Source organism: Bacillus sp. LQ01, assembly GCF_057624735.1.
The window spans coordinates 1,346,279-1,361,325 of sequence record NZ_JBYEZL010000001.1; the positions used below are offsets into that span (position 1 = coordinate 1,346,279).

Consider the following 15,047-nt stretch of genomic DNA (forward strand, 5'->3'; position numbering starts at 1 on the left):
TATTATGCTGTAGGTAAGACATAAAAGAGTACACAGAAGAACATCATCGCACTACCACCTAAAACGAACAGGTGCCATATGGCATGGTTGAAAGGTAGCTTTTCCCAAAGGAAGAATATAGCTCCGACAGAATATAAAATTCCACCTGCTAAAAGTAGTGAAAAACCATGTCCAGTTAGATTTTCATAAAGTGGTTTAATGGCAACGATTATGAGCCAACCCATAATGATGTAACATAAAGTTGAAGCCTTTATAAAGCGACGTACAAAGAAAATTTTGAAGACGATACCTCCGATTGCTAGTGTCCATATTATAGCAAGCAACGTCCATCCTAATGGGCCACGAAGTGTAATAAGTAGAAAAGGAGTATACGTGCCAGCAATCAATAAGTAAATGGCTGAATGATCTAAAATAGTAAATATTTTTTCTACTTTAGGATGATGAATGCTATGTAGCAATGTTGAAAACAAGTACAGTAAGAACATGCTTACACCATAAACAGTAAATGCAACTACAGCTGATGCGGTACCGTGCTTAGAAGCATGAATAATCAATATGATTAAGGCAGGGATGCTTAAAATGGCACCGATACCATGTGTAATTGCATTTGCAATTTCTTCTTTTACAAATTGGGTCATTCGTGTCATTTTTTCAGTCATAATGCAAATCCTTTCTACTATCATAAAATAATATGTCATTTCCCTTACCATATCATACACAAGAGCAATAGAAAATGAAATTTGTATAATTGATTATATTTTTGAATTTTTTTGACAAAAGACAATGGATTTGTTGACGTTTTCAAACTTTTTTGACAAAATAAAATTATGTAATAGTAGGACAAGGAAACTACTAATAAAGGGGATGGGGAAATGTTTTCAAATATTGGCTTTCCAGGGTTAATTTTAATTTTAGTAGCAGTACTCATTTTATTTGGACCTAAAAAATTGCCGGAAATCGGGAAGGCTTTAGGAGAAACGTTAAAAGAGTTTAAAAAATCAACGAAAGAATTGACAGATGACGCATTTCAAGAAAAGGAAAAGAAAGAAAAAATGTAGTGTATTTTCCTTGTAATGGATAAATAAAGTGTGGTGAACGAGATGGAAGATCGGGAAATGAGCGTAGTAGAACATATTGTTGAGCTTCGAAAAAGAGTAATATATACGGTGTTATCCTTTGTACTATTTTTAATTATTGGATTTACTTTTACAAAGGATATTTATTTTTGGCTTGTAAAAGATTTACCAATGAAATTAACTGTTCTCGGTCCAAGTGATGTATTGTGGATTTTTTTCTCGATTGCTACAGTATTTGCTATCGTTTGTACAATTCCTTTTGCTGCTATACAAATTTGGTTATTTGTAAAACCGGGTTTACATCCAAATGAACAAAAGATGACAATAATGTATATACCGGTATTGTCTATATTATTTCTCGCAGGTTTATGTTTTGGATATTTCATTGTAATGCCGTTTCTATTTCACTTTTTAACTACGATAGGTAATGAAATGTTTAATACGATGTTTACGACAGAAAAGTATTTTCATTTTGTACTTAATTTAACAGTTCCATTTGCTGTGATTTTTGAATTGCCAGTCGTTGTAATGTTTTTAACTAGTATTGGAATACTTACGGCGGAATTTTTAATAAAAATAAGAAGGTATGCTTACGTAGCATTAATTATCATTGCATCTTGTATATCACCGCCAGACTTTTTATCTCATAGTTTAGTTGCAGTGCCGCTTATTTGTATTTATGAAGTAAGTATTGCGTTATCAAAGGTTGTTAGTAAGAGGAAAAAGAAAAGAGAAGAAATGCAGTCGAAAAGTGCCTCGTTATAAAGGCACTTTTTTATTTATTTGTTATACTATAGCTATAAACGTATACAATATATAGAAGAAAAAAATTATAGAATCTCCAAAATTTAGACAAACTTTGCGCTTTTATAAGCTTATACTAAATGTATTAAACAATTGATGGATAATGAGATTCCCGTCTCAGAGATATTTAGGACGGGAAGGTGAATTAGGTGGAGATGAATAGAGTATAAATCTTCTAGCCATAAGGACTACAGAAATCATATAAGTCTGATTTTACTCCACTTTAAACAACGTGTTACAGCGCAAAGTAGAGGAAGTTCAAAAATCCAATGAAAAAGAGGATTGATATTGTGATTACGAAAAGTTTTTATTTCACTCATTCAACAGGGGATTGCATTAAAATATTCGAAATCCCTGTCCTACAGGCACAGCATCCATTATCGTTTCTAATTCAGTCTCGTCTTCAATTATTTATTGCAAAAATTCAAAAACAAAAACACCCAAGATTTTCGTATTCTTTCCGTGAATATTTACAAAATTGTTTGAAGTGGAATGATTATTTAAATGTATATAAAACAAATACCCTTGAAAAAAATGCATGATACGAAGTACGGACAGGGTTAGTAAACTCTGTCTTTTTCATTTTAGATATGAAAATATAATTAATTTGATGAAATTTCGTTCCAAATTGTTGAAAGCAATGGGAATACTAGTATAATAACAAGGAGAGCGTATTGGAAAGGGAAGAAGTATAGTATGCAAAAAATTAAAATTGTAACAGATTCAACGGCAGATTTATCACAAGACGTAATCGAAAAGTATGACATTCATGTTTTACCATTATCAATCTCTGTAAATGGACAAACATATTTAGATCGCGTTGATTTACAACCTGACGAATTTATTGAAGAAATGATTAAATCAGAGGAATTACCAAAAACATCACAACCAGCTATGGGTACATTTGTAGAAATGTATGACAAGCTAGGGGAAGATGGAAGCGAAGTCCTTTCTATCCATATGACAAGTGGAATGAGCGGTACTGTAGCAACTGCAAATAGCGCTGCATCAATGACTGATACAAAAGTAACAGTTGTTGATTCTCAATTTATTACACATGCTTTAGCATATCAAGTAATTGAAGCTGCAAAAATGGCAAATGACGGACGCTCACTAGAAGAAATTTTAAAACGTGTAGATGAAGTAAGAAAGAATACTCGTTTATATGTAGTAGTGGATACATTAGAAAACTTAGTGAAGGGTGGACGTATCGGTAAAGGAAAAGCGTTTATCGGTTCGCTACTTAATATAAAGCCAATTGCTAGTCTTGAAGACGGTGTTTATAATCCTGTAACGAAAGTTCGTAGCCAAGGCCAAATTGTAAAAACATTAGCTAAGTTATTTGAGCAAGATACGGCTGGAAAAGTCGTAAAAGCTGTTGCAATTCCGCATGCAAAAGCAATTCCTTTAGCTGAAAGTATGAAAGCGGCGGTTGAAAAAGTGAGTGGATTTGCTCAATCAGAAATTTTCTATACAACGCCTATTATTAGTACTCATACAGGTCCGGGCGCAATCGGATTTATGTATTTAGCAGAGTAATAAAAAAGCTACTTGAAAATATATTTCAAGTAGCTTTTTTATGTAAATAGAAAGTAAGAAATAAGAAGAGCTACACAGGCACTACCGCTAATGATATAGCGAGTCTGTAAATATTCATTCATAGAAAACACCCTTTATCCCGCTATTTGCGGACAGTAAAACTCTCCACCTCAAATTTAGCTGGAGCAAAGAGGTTAGGTAGCGGGCTGCTCGTAAAAGCTTGATCGGTGAAGGCAAATAATCAGTGGGGATGAAGAAATCCCACTAATTAAAGTTTCACTATAGGATTTTCTATATTATATGTTGGATATAGAAAATCAGTCATTACGTTACACATGTAAAGTTTCAATTTTTTCGTTTATTTGCTTATCATTTGTTGCGTTACTATAAATAAAAGTTTGACCTAAAAAGAGTACATGCAGTTGTTCCCACGGTAACATGCGCAAATTCCAATTATTTCGAAGTCTAGTTATTGCTTCACGAGGTGTTTCATCGGCGAGTGCAAAAGCTCCGTAATGCATTGGTATAAAATGTGTAGCGTTTAAATCTAAATAAGCTTGCACGGCCTCTTCAGGTGAAACATGAGATACTTTCATAAACCATTCTGGTTCATAAGCGCCAATGGGCATAAGAGCAATATCAATTAAAAAGCGTTCACCAATTTCTTTGAAACCTTGGAAATAGCCACTGTCACCACAAAAATATATGGTTTCCATAGTCGTTTCATTATCAATAATCCATCCACCCCAGTGAGACGTATTCATATCAAATAAGAATCTTCTCGTCCAGTGCTGAGCAGGTACGAAGTGAAAAGAAACTTCGTTAATTATCGTACTTTCCCACCATTTATACTCTTCTACATGTTTAAATTTCTTACGAGTAAATAATTTTTTTAATCCAATAGGTACAAGATATAGAACATCATCATTCAACTGACGAAGAGTTGAAAAATCTAAATGATCATAATGACCATGTGAAATAAGGACAATATCAATTTTAGGTAGTGCTTCTATAGAGAGTCCAGGTTCTGTAAGTCTTGGAACTAGCTTTAATTTATTAGCCCATACTGGATCTGTTAATATATTAAGTCCATTCGTTTGGATAAGAAAAGTGGAATGCCCAATCCATGTGATAGTCGTTTTTTCAACATTACTTTGCAAAAATGCACTTTGTTTAACGGGTGATTGTTCTATTAAGAAAGAAAAATCTTTTTTGTTTTGCTTTCGTTCTTTACGCCAGCGTAAAAAAGAGCGAATTGATTTTTTTGTACTAACATTATCCATATTTTCATAGCGCTTTGCCATGAACATCACCTCATTTAAAATCGTTGTATTTGTATTGTACCGAAATGTTGTTAAGGAATACAGTGTAAAACATGGATTAATGTTTAAGGAATTGTTAAAAAATAGGGAGAGGTATTTACAAAAGTAACAATGAAATTAGTTTTATCACTTTTATTTAGAGAAATAATAGTAAAAAAATATATTTTGTCTAGTAATTCGCTTGAAATAAAGAAGTAACATACGTAAATTCGTACGATTTCGTGAACAAATGTAGTAAACAATTTTCTCGTAGTGTTAACTTTTGTTATTATAAACATAACCTATTTAAATTTAGGATAGAGAAAAGAGGTTTATAAATGAAGCGTTATCAAAAAATAATTGGTCTTATGGTTGTATTTTGTCTCTTTGTACTTGCTGGATGTAGTGAATCAGGTTCAAAGCTTCGTAAACCATTAAATTGGGATTTAGAAACCTTCCAATTTACAAATCAAGATGGAAAGAAATTTGGTACAAAAGATTTAAAAGGGAAAGTTTGGGTTGCAGATTTTATGTTCACAAATTGTCAGACAGTTTGTCCACCAATGACTGCAAATATGGCCAAGCTTCAAAAGATGGCAAAAGAAGAGAAATTAGACGTTCAGTTTGTTTCGTTTAGTGTAGATCCAGACCTTGATAAGCCAGAAAATCTGAAAGCTTTTATTCAAAAGTTTACAGAGGATACTAGTAACTGGAATTTATTAACGGGGTATTCGTTAGAAGATATTACAAAGTTTTCAAAAGATAATTTCCAATCACTTGTAGATAAGCCGGAGAACGGTCAGGTCATGCATGGTACATCATTTTATTTAATTGATCAAAACGGAAAAGTAATGAAAAAGTATAGTGGCATTAGTAATACGCCATACGAAGACATTATACGTGATATGAAGCGATTAGTGGGTTAAAAATAAGGGTGCATAGCACCCTTATTTTTTTGCATTAGTCTATCGATAAAATGTCATGTTGCTGGGGAAGTTTCGGCGCCCGAATTTCTAATACGCCGTTTTGATAAGAAGCTTTTGCCGCTTTTTTATTGATTGAATACGGCAATTTAATCAATCTTGATGCTTCTGAAATGGAACGTTCTCGGCGATAATAGTTATGGGATGTTTGTTCTTCTTCCTCTTCAAGTATCTCTTCTTTTACAGAGACTTTTAAGTATTCACTTTGTATTTCAATTTGGATTTGTTCTTTTTGTATACCTGGTAGTTCAGCTGTAACAACGAGTTCTTCACCAACTTCATATAAATCTACAGGGAATGTTAATAAACGGTTTCCTTTTTGGAAAAAATGATTTAAATCAGCGATTACATTGCGAAGAGGTGTTTGCTCGAAGAAATCATCAATTTGCTTTAAGTAATTACGAACCGGTGGGCGAGAAGAATCTTTTTTTTCTTCACTCATGGTATTCCCTCCTAGAAATCAATTTGCAATATCATATGACAAAAGCGGAGAAAGGTGAGTGCCTAGTTTTCATGTTTTCATAAAAAATTGTTAAAAATGTGAAATGGAGTGATTTTTTTATAGTTTTTGGTCGCCATATTCAGTTGATTATGCTAGTATAAATAGGGTTGATATAGTAGTATAGAGACAGAATGAAAACTGAAAGAGGGTAAGAAGTATGTGTGGTTTTGTAGGATGTTTATGTGAAAACCCTAGAGAGTTTTCAGAAACAGAAAAACATCAATTTGAAAATATGAACACGATGATTTTCCACCGTGGTCCAGATGACGAAGGATATTTTCGTGATGAACATGTACAATTTGGCTTCCGCCGTTTAAGCATCATTGACTTAGAGGCAGGACATCAGCCGCTAACTTATGAAAATGATCGATATGTAATTATTTTTAATGGTGAAATTTACAACTATGTAGAATTACGTGAAATGTTACTTGAAAAAGGTGCAACGTTTGCAACGCAATCTGATACAGAAGTTATCATTGCATTGTATGCACATATGAAAGAAAAATGTGTAGACTACCTTCGTGGTATGTTTGCATTTATGATTTGGGATCGTGAAGAAAAGAAACTTTTCGGTGCACGTGACCACTTCGGTATTAAACCTTTATACATCGCACAACAAGGTGATACTACATTCTTCGCATCTGAGAAGAAAAGTATTATGCATGTGATGGAAGATAAAGGCGTTAATCCAACGTCACTACAACATTACTTTACGTACCAATATGGTCCAGAGCCAGAAACTTTAACAATTGATGTTAATAAAATCGAGCCTGGTCATTATTTCGTAAAAGAAATCGGTAAAGAGATGGAAATCCATCGCTACTGGAAACCTTATTTCAATGCTTCAAGTGCAACGAAAGAGGAGCATATCCAAGCAATTCGTGATGTGTTATATGATTCAGTAAAAGTGCATATGCGTAGTGATGTACCAGTAGGTTCATTCTTATCTGGTGGTATCGATTCATCTATCATCGCTTCTATCGCAAGAGAAATGAATCCAAATCTTTTAACATTCTCTGTTGGTTTTGAGCAACGTGGTTTCAGTGAAGTTGATGTTGCGAAAGAAACTGCTGAGAAATTAGGCGTTAAAAACCATAACGTATTCATTTCAGCGAAAGAATTTATGGATGAGTTCCCAAAAATCATTTGGCATATGGATGATCCTTTAGCTGATCCAGCAGCTGTACCATTGTACTTCGTTGCGAAAGAAGCACGTAAACATGTAACAGTTGTTCTTTCTGGTGAAGGCGCAGACGAGCTATTTGGTGGTTATAACATTTACCGTGAGCCAAACTCACTAAAAATGTTCTCTTACATTCCTAGCCCAGGTAAGAGCGTTCTAAAAGCATTAAGTGGTGCTCTTAAAGAAGGATTTAAAGGTAAGAGCTTCCTAGAGCGTGGATGTACACCAATTGAAGAGCGTTACTATGGAAATGCTAAAATCTTCCGTGAAGAAGAAAAAGCTGAATTAATGAAGTATTACAATGAAAGTGTTAACTATATGGATATCACGAAACCATTGTATAACGAGATTAAAGATTATGATGATGTAAGTAAAATGCAGTACATTGACATGTTCACATGGCTACGCGGTGACATTTTATTAAAAGCTGATAAAATGACAATGGCAAACTCATTAGAACTTCGTGTACCGTTCTTAGATAAAGAAGTATTCGATGTTGCATCTAAAATTCCAACTGAATTTAAGATTGCTAACGGAACTACGAAAGCTATTTTACGTGAAGCAGCACGCGGAATCGTTCCAGATCACGTATTAGATCGTAAAAAACTTGGATTCCCAGTACCAATTCGTCACTGGTTAAAAGACGAAATGCATGATTGGGCTATAAATATTATAAACGAAAGTAAGACAGAGCATTTAATCGACAAACAGTATGTATTAAACTTACTGGAAGCACATTGTGCAGATAAAGGCGATTATAGCCGTAAAATTTGGACTGTACTTGCGTTTATGGTATGGCACCAAATTTATGTTGAGCATAAATACGATACGAATAAGTTCCATGAAGAAACAAAACGTGCGTATAGCTTAGTTTAATTAGAAAAACCTTAAGATCGCATACGGTCTTAAGGTTTTTTTCATAAATAGGAAGTATTATTGATACAATAATAGTAAAAGGATGGACAACATATGATTACGTTTGAGAAAGTTACTGTAGAAAATGAAAGCGTTGTTAAAGAAATGTTTAAATCGCATAGTTTAGGTGAGAAAAAGGTACAGTACTGTGTGAAAGTTGATGATACATATATTGGTGTAATAGATTATAGTGTACAAGAGGAACGGGCTGTTTTATCACAGCTAATTATTCATTTTGATTACCAAGGTTACGGTTATGGTACAAATACGTATTTTACATTTGAAGAAATGATGAAACAAAGAAATGTGAAAGAAATAAAAGTGCTACAAGAGAAATTAACAGAAAAGGCGAAGTCTTTCATAGAGAGTTTTGGTTTTGCTTCAGAAGATGAAGAGTATGTAAAGAAAATATAACGATGATTATTTATGCGATACAATAAATATAAGGCAGGTGGATGTATGACGATGACTTCTGGTCTTGTATTAATTGGAGGGTGCTTTATAGTAGCAGAATTATGTCATATAATCATTCGGAAAAGAATGAGTAAGAAAAAAAAGCCGTATGAATTACAATACATCCCTGTCTTTTTCATTATGTTTTGTATGCTTAGTACATTACAAAATTTAATGAACTTTCCACCACTTGTAAATGTTTTTTTAAAGTTTGGTTTACTTTATAGTGGTGTTGGAATAGCACTTTTATTTATTTTATTTTGCATACGTTATGTTCACTATCAATCGTATATATTTATTTTAAATTGGTTAAAGCAAGATGATAGAAACCGCCTTACATAAGGCGGTTTTTTTATTTGCAATTGTAACAGAACCTGTACATTTCACATAAAATAGGACGAGTAGAAATGCAAACATATTACAAGAAAGGGGCGGGGCAATAAAATGAAACTTGTTATAGACGCAGGGCACGGTGGATATGATTCTGGTGCTGTTGGTAATGGTTTAGTAGAAAAAAACTTAACACTTCAAATTGCTAGACGCGTTCGAGACATTTTAACGGTAAATTACCCAATTACAATTAAAATGACACGTGATAGTGATGTGTTTATTTCTTTATCTGAACGTGCTAATATTGCTAATGCTTTCAGTGCGGATTATTTTATTTCATTTCATATTAATAGCGGCGGGGGTACAGGTTTTGAAAGTTATATTTATAATGCGTTATCCAATAGCAGCACTGCATATGCAAAGCAACAAAAAATGCATACAGCTGTCAATCCTGTATTAACAAAATATGGTCTTCGTGATCGAGGAGCAAAAAAAGAAAATTATGCGGTATTAAGAGAAACCACAATGGATGCAATTTTAACTGAGACTGCTTTTATTGATACAGCGTTTGATGCAAATTTATTAAAAAATCCACAATTTATTGAAGATCTAAGTCAAGCGTATGCAAATGGAATAGCAGCTATTTTTGGAGTAGCTCCAAATCCACAACCCCCTAACCCACAACCGACACCTCAAACGAAGGGAATCGCTTATATTCTTGGGAAAAATGTAAATTTAAGAAATGGTCCATCAACTTCTTCCTCAGTTATTCGTCAATTAAATTCTCCAGAATCTTACGTTGTATATCAGGAAAGTAACGGATGGCTAGATTTGGGGAATGGGCAATGGGTGTATAATGATCCTTCGTACATTAATTTTGTAAAGACAAGCAATAGTGATGGAAGCCCGATTGGGGTTGCATATATACAAGGGATGAATGTAAATTTAAGAAGTGGTCCATCAACTACATCTGCAGTTATCCGCCAATTAAATTCTCCAGAATCTTATTTAGTATATATAAATGAAAATGGTTGGTTAAACCTTGGTGGAAATCAGTGGGTATATAATGACCCAGCGTATATTAAATATACTCAATATTAGGAATTAAAATGATAATGCAATATGGATGCGTATCCTTATTATGTATAACAAGGATACGCATTTTAATAACAACATTTATTTTCATACTTATGCACTATGTTTTAAAAAGAAACATTAGAAAAGCGGATAGAATCTAAATAGTATATATTAAAAAAGTTTTCTTATATACATTGACAATGTATATAAGATACATTAATCTTTAAATGTTAATGATAATCGATTTCATTTAGGGAGGACATATGATACATACTAAAAAACTAATTATGTTCTGCATTATGATACTCATGGTTGTAATTGCAGGATGTAGTAAAGAAGAGAAAAAAGAAAATAATATATCAGCGAAAGCAAAAGATTCATATACGGTAAAGCATGCAATGGGTGAAACGACAGTAAATGGTACACCTAAAAAAGTTGTTGTTTTAACAAATGAAGGCGCAGAGGCTCTCCTAGCTGTGGGCGTAACGCCAGTGGGGACTACGAAACCACGTGCTGGTGATGAATGGTATCCTCATTTAGCGAAAGAGTTAAAAAACACGGAAGTTGTAGGAACTGAACGTGATATTAATTTAGAGGCTGTAATGAAGCTTAAGCCAGATTTAATTATCGGAAATAAAATGCGTCATGAAAAAATATATGATCAGCTAAAAGAAATCGCACCAACTGTTTATGCAGAAACATTACGCGGTGATTGGAAAGAAAACTTTACACTTTATACAAAAGCTGTAAATAAAGAAAAAGAAGGGCAAAAAGCTCTTGATGATTATAAAAAACGCATTGAAGGAATGAAAGAGAAGTTAGGCGATAAATTGAATTCTAAAGTTTCTATTATTCGTTTCGTGCCAGGTGATGTTCGTATTTATCAAAAAAACTCATTCTCGGGTGTTGTTTTAAATGATATTGGATTTAAACGACCACCATTACAAGATAAAGATGATTTTGCGATAAAAGGAATTACAAAAGAGCAGATTCCAAATATGGACGGAGACTACTTATTCTATTTCACGTCTGATAAAGATGCAGATAAGAATAATGAAGGAAATTCGTTAGCGAAGGAATGGACAGAAGATCCACTCTTTAAGCAACTACAGGCTTCTAAAAATAATAAAGTATTCCAAGTAGATGAAGTGATTTGGAATACAGCAGGTGGTATTGTAGCTGCAAATCTTATGTTAGATGATATTGAAAAATATTTTCTGAAGTAAATGAATAGTCGAGTGCATCCCTTTAAATAAGTGATGCACTTTTTTGTTTGTTAAAATACAGAAAATTCCTTCTTTTGAGTGTAGATAAGTTGTACAATTAAAACAATCATGTGATAAAGGAGTGGGGAAGAATGAAAGCTACTCATAAAGATTGGATTTTATTTAACGGAAGAATTGTAAATACGAAGGAAGAACAGCCGATGATTCCATTAGAGGAGAGAGGCTTTCAATTTGGTGATGGTATATACGAGGTATTCAGACTATATGACGGGAAGCCACATTTATTAGATTTACATTTAGAACGATTTTTTAACTCTATGGCAGAAATAAAACTAATTCCACCATTTACGAAGGAAGAATTAGTAGAAGAGTTATATCAAATGATTGAAAAAAATCAGTTTCAAGAAGATGGGAATGTATATTTACAAATATCAAGAGGTACACAACCGCGCAATCATGTATATGAATCAGATTTACAACCAACATATTTTGCAAATCTTGTTTCGTTCCCAAGACCAGTTGCTTCAATGGAGGCAGGGATTAAGGTGACAGTAGAAGAGGACATCAGGTGGAAGTTTTGTCATATAAAATCTTTAAATTTGCTTCCTAATATCATGATCAAAAACAAAATAAATGAACAAGGGTATCAAGAAGCAATATTAGTACGAGATGGTATTGTGACTGAAGGGTGTCATTCCAATTTCTTTATCGTGAAGAATAATAAGTTGATTACACATCCAGCGGATCATTTCATTTTACATGGTATTACACGTCACTACGTAATTACATTAGCGAAAGAGTTACATATCGATGTAGAGGAACGAGAGTTTTCATTACAAGAAGTATATGACGCTGAGGAGTGCTTTTTTACAGCGACGCCACTTGAAATATTCCCAGTCGTTCAAATTGGTGATGAACAGTTTGGGGCTGGTGAAAGAGGACCAATTACGAAAAAACTACAAGCTGCATACGAAGAGAGTATTCGTTTGTTTAAAGTGACAAATTAATCATGAAGAAAAAAGCTGGTATTCTTCCGGCTTTTTTTCATGATATAATTCAAGCATAGGACAAGTTTTGAAAACGCTGTAAAAAGGGGATTTAATATATGAATTATGAAGATTTTAAAGAAGTAATTCACGGAAGACGAAGTGTTAGAAAGTTTACAGATCAAGAAGTATCTACTAATGATATAAAAGAAATAATTGATTGTGCTCGTTACGCACCGAGTGATACGAATTCACAAACGTGGGAATTCTTAGTTATCATGAATCGAGAGAAGATTAAAGAAATTGAACAAATGACATGGGATGCATTACATAAACTTGCGGCAAAAGCAGCAGAAAATGGAGAAGAGAAAGCAGGGAAATTACTTACACGTTCTTTCGGACCATATGCAACAGCTTTCTCGGAGGCACCAGTATTAATTGTATGTTTGGCAACACCATATGAATCAAAGTTCCGTGAAAAGATATTTGATCCAATTGCTTTTGTTCCAGATTCCGTTTGGGAAGAAGAAGGCATTAAGAGTAGCTGTTTAGCGGCACAAAACTTAATGTTAGCTGCACATGCAAAGGGACTTGGTACTTGTCCAATGACAGGGCCAGTATTGCTAGCTCAAGATGAACTGCGCCAATATTTACAAATTGCGCCTGAAAAACAAATAAATATGGTTATTTCACTCGGATTTCCGAAAGATAAACCGAAGAAACTTCCAAGAAAAGAAGTAGATGAGATTACAACGTTTGTTTTTTAATTGCTGTATAGAAAAGACATTGAACTAACAATGTCTTTTTATTTTTGAGGGTATGTAATTCATATGTTGGGCTAAAATGATAGATAAGAGGGAATTACTATTTATTTCATAAAAAAAATTAATGTTCTATTAAGGAAAGTATGATACATTAATCGTGAGCAAGATTCTATTTGTTCATGAAAGTGTTGAAAGTAGTCTCAAAATTTAAAAGTTATTTTTGTATAATAAATTATAATGAAGTTGCAGGGGGGATGAATTTTGAAAAAATTCATAATCACTGGATTGTCTGTATTGTTATTAGTTGGTTGCGGTGCTCCACAGGAAAAAGAGGACGCGCAATCAAAACAGGAAGAACAAGTTGTAAACGCAAGTGATGAGAATATGGTTGTATTTCCTGAAGGAGCAATGTCAATTGGAGAAGGGAAAGTAAAAGTTATTACTCCAGATGGTACTTCTGAAAACGGCAATATACCGACTGTATTCATCAAAAAGGATACGTTAATTCAGCAAGTTGAATTAGAACTTTCTAATTTTCAAAGTGATAAAGAAACATTCGTATTTGTAGATCAAATGTATACGGATAAACATCAAGTAACTAGTACAACGCAGACAACAGTGCAGTTAAAAGAAAAAACGCTGGAAACAGGTAGTCATACAATTACTGCAGTTCAGTATGAAAACAATGACCCGAAAGGAAAGGTTATTAGTTTTAATCAAGCAACATTTGAGACAAAACCTGCGTCTTAACAAGAATAAAAAGTACATTACTCAAAAAGTAGTGTGCTTTTTTGTTTGGACTAGAGTGTGCAAGAGTGAATAACTTATTTCATTTTCTAATACGATTAAATAGGAAGTAATCACTTGTTACTACTATGACAGAGAAAGAGGTTGAAGATGTGAATCGGTGTATTCGTATCGTCTTGATTAGTATGATGATGGCAGTATTTTGGTTTACGATACAAGAGATGATTCAAGCTACGCTCAATTATCAAATTCATGACTTATCAATAGGAGCTATTTGTTTTACCATTGTTTATCTATCATATCCCGCACTAACGGGCAGTAAGACCTTACCTTAAAACTCGGTATAGGTGAGGAGATTAGGTGGGAGATCAACTGCCTGTAAATGCACGATTGATGAGGGCTGATAATCATTGGAGATGAACAAACTCTCCAATGATTAAAGTTTCACTTTATGATAAACTCGGATTAAGGTGAGTTTTGCAAGAAAAATGTAGGTATTTCATTTGAAATGTCGAATAGTACATACGATGTCGTAATAACAAATTTTCTATTGTTTACTGTGAAACAGAAGAAGGAGAGATAGTGGTTATGAAACGAGCTCTTATTAATATTGATTATACATATGATTTTGTAGCGGAAAAGGGTGCTTTAACTTGCGGGAAACCAGGACAGGAAATTGAGAAGGAAATTGTACATATAACGAAGCAATATATTGAAAATGGAGATTACGTTGTCTTTGCTATTGATAGACATGAAGAAAATGATGTATATCATCCAGAATCAAAGTTATTCCCGCCTCATAATATAGCTGGTACAAGTGGAAGAGATTTGTTTGGTGAATTACAAGATGTGTACGAAACATATAAAAATGCAGAGAATGTATATTACATGGATAAAACACGGTATAGTGCATTTGCAGGAACAGACTTAGAGATGAAGTTAAGAGAAAGAGGAATTGAAGAGGTTCATCTTGTAGGGGTATGTACTGATATTTGTGTTCTTCATACAGCAGTAGATGCTTATAATAAAGGGTTTAAAATTGTAGTTTTTGAAAAGGCGGTTGCATCTTTTAATGCACAAGGGCATGAATATGCACTTGGACATTTTAAGTCATGCCTACATGCAGAAGTGAAGTGAAAAAAGAGGCCTTTAAAAAAGGTC

Annotated in this window: 18 protein-coding genes; 15 read left to right on the forward strand and 3 right to left on the reverse strand. The window is 33.6% G+C overall.

From position 1 onward, the window contains the following. Positions 1-2: 2 nt before the first annotated feature. Positions 3-659, reverse strand: coding sequence for a PAQR family membrane homeostasis protein TrhA (gene trhA, locus AC22L0_RS07120; protein ID WP_000136889.1), 657 nt, complete (start codon positions 657-659; stop codon positions 3-5). Between the two features lie 213 nt (positions 660-872). Here trhA and AC22L0_RS07125 point away from each other — a divergent pair, with 213 nt between their 5' ends. The 4 genes from AC22L0_RS07125 (at position 873) to AC22L0_RS07140 (ending at position 3,419) form a co-directional block, all read left to right on the forward strand. Continuing rightward, complete coding sequence (locus tag AC22L0_RS07125) at positions 873-1,058, forward strand: twin-arginine translocase TatA/TatE family subunit (protein WP_000492443.1); 186 nt, start codon at positions 873-875, stop codon at positions 1,056-1,058. Positions 1,059-1,100: 42 nt separating this feature from the next. Next, positions 1,101-1,841 carry a twin-arginine translocase subunit TatC gene (tatC, locus tag AC22L0_RS07130; RefSeq protein ID WP_000390120.1) on the forward strand — a complete coding sequence of 247 codons (741 nt, stop codon included), beginning with the start codon at positions 1,101-1,103 and terminating at the stop codon, positions 1,839-1,841. A gap of 329 nt (positions 1,842-2,170) precedes the next feature. Then, a complete protein-coding gene (locus tag AC22L0_RS07135; protein ID WP_000629012.1) occupies positions 2,171-2,422 on the forward strand; it encodes a DUF2535 family protein in 252 nt (83 codons plus the stop codon). 154 nt (positions 2,423-2,576) lie between these two features. Further along, a complete protein-coding gene (locus AC22L0_RS07140) occupies positions 2,577-3,419 on the forward strand; it encodes a DegV family protein (protein ID WP_001169470.1) in 843 nt (280 codons plus the stop codon). 329 nt (positions 3,420-3,748) lie between these two features. Here AC22L0_RS07140 and AC22L0_RS07145 read toward each other — a convergent pair whose 3' ends face one another. Continuing rightward, on the reverse strand, positions 3,749-4,723 hold the full coding sequence (locus AC22L0_RS07145) for an MBL fold metallo-hydrolase (RefSeq protein WP_087967885.1): 975 nt from the start codon (positions 4,721-4,723) through the stop codon (positions 3,749-3,751). A gap of 335 nt (positions 4,724-5,058) precedes the next feature. On the opposite strand from AC22L0_RS07145, the gene AC22L0_RS07150 reads away from it, so the two are divergent. Continuing rightward, positions 5,059-5,646, forward strand: coding sequence for an SCO family protein (locus AC22L0_RS07150; RefSeq protein WP_000833331.1), 588 nt, complete (start codon positions 5,059-5,061; stop codon positions 5,644-5,646). 34 nt (positions 5,647-5,680) lie between these two features. On the opposite strand, the gene AC22L0_RS07155 is transcribed toward AC22L0_RS07150, so the two are convergent. Then, the gene (locus tag AC22L0_RS07155; RefSeq protein WP_001288085.1) at positions 5,681-6,145 is read right to left on the reverse strand and encodes an Hsp20/alpha crystallin family protein; all 465 of its coding nucleotides are present in this window, start codon (positions 6,143-6,145) and stop codon (positions 5,681-5,683) included. A gap of 217 nt (positions 6,146-6,362) precedes the next feature. Here AC22L0_RS07155 and asnB point away from each other — a divergent pair, with 217 nt between their 5' ends. From asnB to AC22L0_RS07205, 10 genes are all read left to right on the forward strand, one after another. Next, positions 6,363-8,264, forward strand: coding sequence for an asparagine synthase (glutamine-hydrolyzing) (gene asnB / locus AC22L0_RS07160; RefSeq protein WP_000333816.1), 1,902 nt, complete (start codon positions 6,363-6,365; stop codon positions 8,262-8,264). A gap of 93 nt (positions 8,265-8,357) precedes the next feature. Then, positions 8,358-8,717 (forward strand): GNAT family N-acetyltransferase, encoded by a 360-nt coding sequence (locus tag AC22L0_RS07165; RefSeq protein WP_000627522.1) that lies wholly within the window; start codon positions 8,358-8,360, stop codon positions 8,715-8,717. A 51-nt stretch (positions 8,718-8,768) separates the two neighbouring features. Further along, complete coding sequence (locus tag AC22L0_RS07170) at positions 8,769-9,098, forward strand: hypothetical protein (protein WP_000200459.1); 330 nt, start codon at positions 8,769-8,771, stop codon at positions 9,096-9,098. Positions 9,099-9,200: 102 nt separating this feature from the next. Beyond that, the gene (locus AC22L0_RS07175; RefSeq protein WP_048567962.1) at positions 9,201-10,187 is read left to right on the forward strand and encodes an N-acetylmuramoyl-L-alanine amidase; all 987 of its coding nucleotides are present in this window, start codon (positions 9,201-9,203) and stop codon (positions 10,185-10,187) included. A 239-nt stretch (positions 10,188-10,426) separates the two neighbouring features. Next, a complete protein-coding gene (locus tag AC22L0_RS07180) occupies positions 10,427-11,389 on the forward strand; it encodes an ABC transporter substrate-binding protein (RefSeq protein ID WP_000581991.1) in 963 nt (320 codons plus the stop codon). 131 nt (positions 11,390-11,520) lie between these two features. Then, positions 11,521-12,396 carry a D-amino-acid transaminase gene (gene dat / locus AC22L0_RS07185; protein ID WP_000648368.1) on the forward strand — a complete coding sequence of 292 codons (876 nt, stop codon included), beginning with the start codon at positions 11,521-11,523 and terminating at the stop codon, positions 12,394-12,396. Positions 12,397-12,494: 98 nt separating this feature from the next. Next, positions 12,495-13,142 carry a nitroreductase family protein gene (locus AC22L0_RS07190; RefSeq protein ID WP_001105283.1) on the forward strand — a complete coding sequence of 216 codons (648 nt, stop codon included), beginning with the start codon at positions 12,495-12,497 and terminating at the stop codon, positions 13,140-13,142. 258 nt (positions 13,143-13,400) lie between these two features. Beyond that, complete coding sequence (locus AC22L0_RS07195) at positions 13,401-13,889, forward strand: putative periplasmic lipoprotein (RefSeq protein ID WP_000713496.1); 489 nt, start codon at positions 13,401-13,403, stop codon at positions 13,887-13,889. Positions 13,890-14,014: 125 nt separating this feature from the next. After that, a complete protein-coding gene (locus AC22L0_RS07200) occupies positions 14,015-14,221 on the forward strand; it encodes a hypothetical protein (RefSeq protein WP_487272181.1) in 207 nt (68 codons plus the stop codon). A 253-nt stretch (positions 14,222-14,474) separates the two neighbouring features. Further along, positions 14,475-15,023, forward strand: coding sequence for a cysteine hydrolase family protein (locus AC22L0_RS07205; protein WP_000816768.1), 549 nt, complete (start codon positions 14,475-14,477; stop codon positions 15,021-15,023). Positions 15,024-15,047: the final 24 nt, after the last annotated feature.

What these genes read in the sequence shown, in the direction of transcription:
- trhA (WP_000136889.1), bottom strand. Translation starts at nt 659, where the DNA reads ATGACTGAAAAAATGACACGAATGACCCAATTTGTAAAAGAAGAAATT.
- AC22L0_RS07125 (WP_000492443.1), top strand. Translation starts at nt 873, where the DNA reads ATGTTTTCAAATATTGGCTTTCCAGGGTTAATTTTAATTTTAGTAGCA.
- tatC (WP_000390120.1), top strand. Translation starts at nt 1,101, where the DNA reads ATGGAAGATCGGGAAATGAGCGTAGTAGAACATATTGTTGAGCTTCGA.
- AC22L0_RS07140 (WP_001169470.1), top strand. Translation starts at nt 2,577, where the DNA reads ATGCAAAAAATTAAAATTGTAACAGATTCAACGGCAGATTTATCACAA.
- AC22L0_RS07145 (WP_087967885.1), bottom strand. Translation starts at nt 4,723, where the DNA reads ATGGCAAAGCGCTATGAAAATATGGATAATGTTAGTACAAAAAAATCA.
- AC22L0_RS07150 (WP_000833331.1), top strand. Translation starts at nt 5,059, where the DNA reads ATGAAGCGTTATCAAAAAATAATTGGTCTTATGGTTGTATTTTGTCTC.
- AC22L0_RS07155 (WP_001288085.1), bottom strand. Translation starts at nt 6,145, where the DNA reads ATGAGTGAAGAAAAAAAAGATTCTTCTCGCCCACCGGTTCGTAATTAC.
- asnB (WP_000333816.1), top strand. Translation starts at nt 6,363, where the DNA reads ATGTGTGGTTTTGTAGGATGTTTATGTGAAAACCCTAGAGAGTTTTCA.
- AC22L0_RS07165 (WP_000627522.1), top strand. Translation starts at nt 8,358, where the DNA reads ATGATTACGTTTGAGAAAGTTACTGTAGAAAATGAAAGCGTTGTTAAA.
- AC22L0_RS07170 (WP_000200459.1), top strand. Translation starts at nt 8,769, where the DNA reads ATGACTTCTGGTCTTGTATTAATTGGAGGGTGCTTTATAGTAGCAGAA.
- AC22L0_RS07175 (WP_048567962.1), top strand. Translation starts at nt 9,201, where the DNA reads ATGAAACTTGTTATAGACGCAGGGCACGGTGGATATGATTCTGGTGCT.
- AC22L0_RS07180 (WP_000581991.1), top strand. Translation starts at nt 10,427, where the DNA reads ATGATACATACTAAAAAACTAATTATGTTCTGCATTATGATACTCATG.
- dat (WP_000648368.1), top strand. Translation starts at nt 11,521, where the DNA reads ATGAAAGCTACTCATAAAGATTGGATTTTATTTAACGGAAGAATTGTA.
- AC22L0_RS07190 (WP_001105283.1), top strand. Translation starts at nt 12,495, where the DNA reads ATGAATTATGAAGATTTTAAAGAAGTAATTCACGGAAGACGAAGTGTT.
- AC22L0_RS07200 (WP_487272181.1), top strand. Translation starts at nt 14,015, where the DNA reads ATGACAGAGAAAGAGGTTGAAGATGTGAATCGGTGTATTCGTATCGTC.
- AC22L0_RS07205 (WP_000816768.1), top strand. Translation starts at nt 14,475, where the DNA reads ATGAAACGAGCTCTTATTAATATTGATTATACATATGATTTTGTAGCG.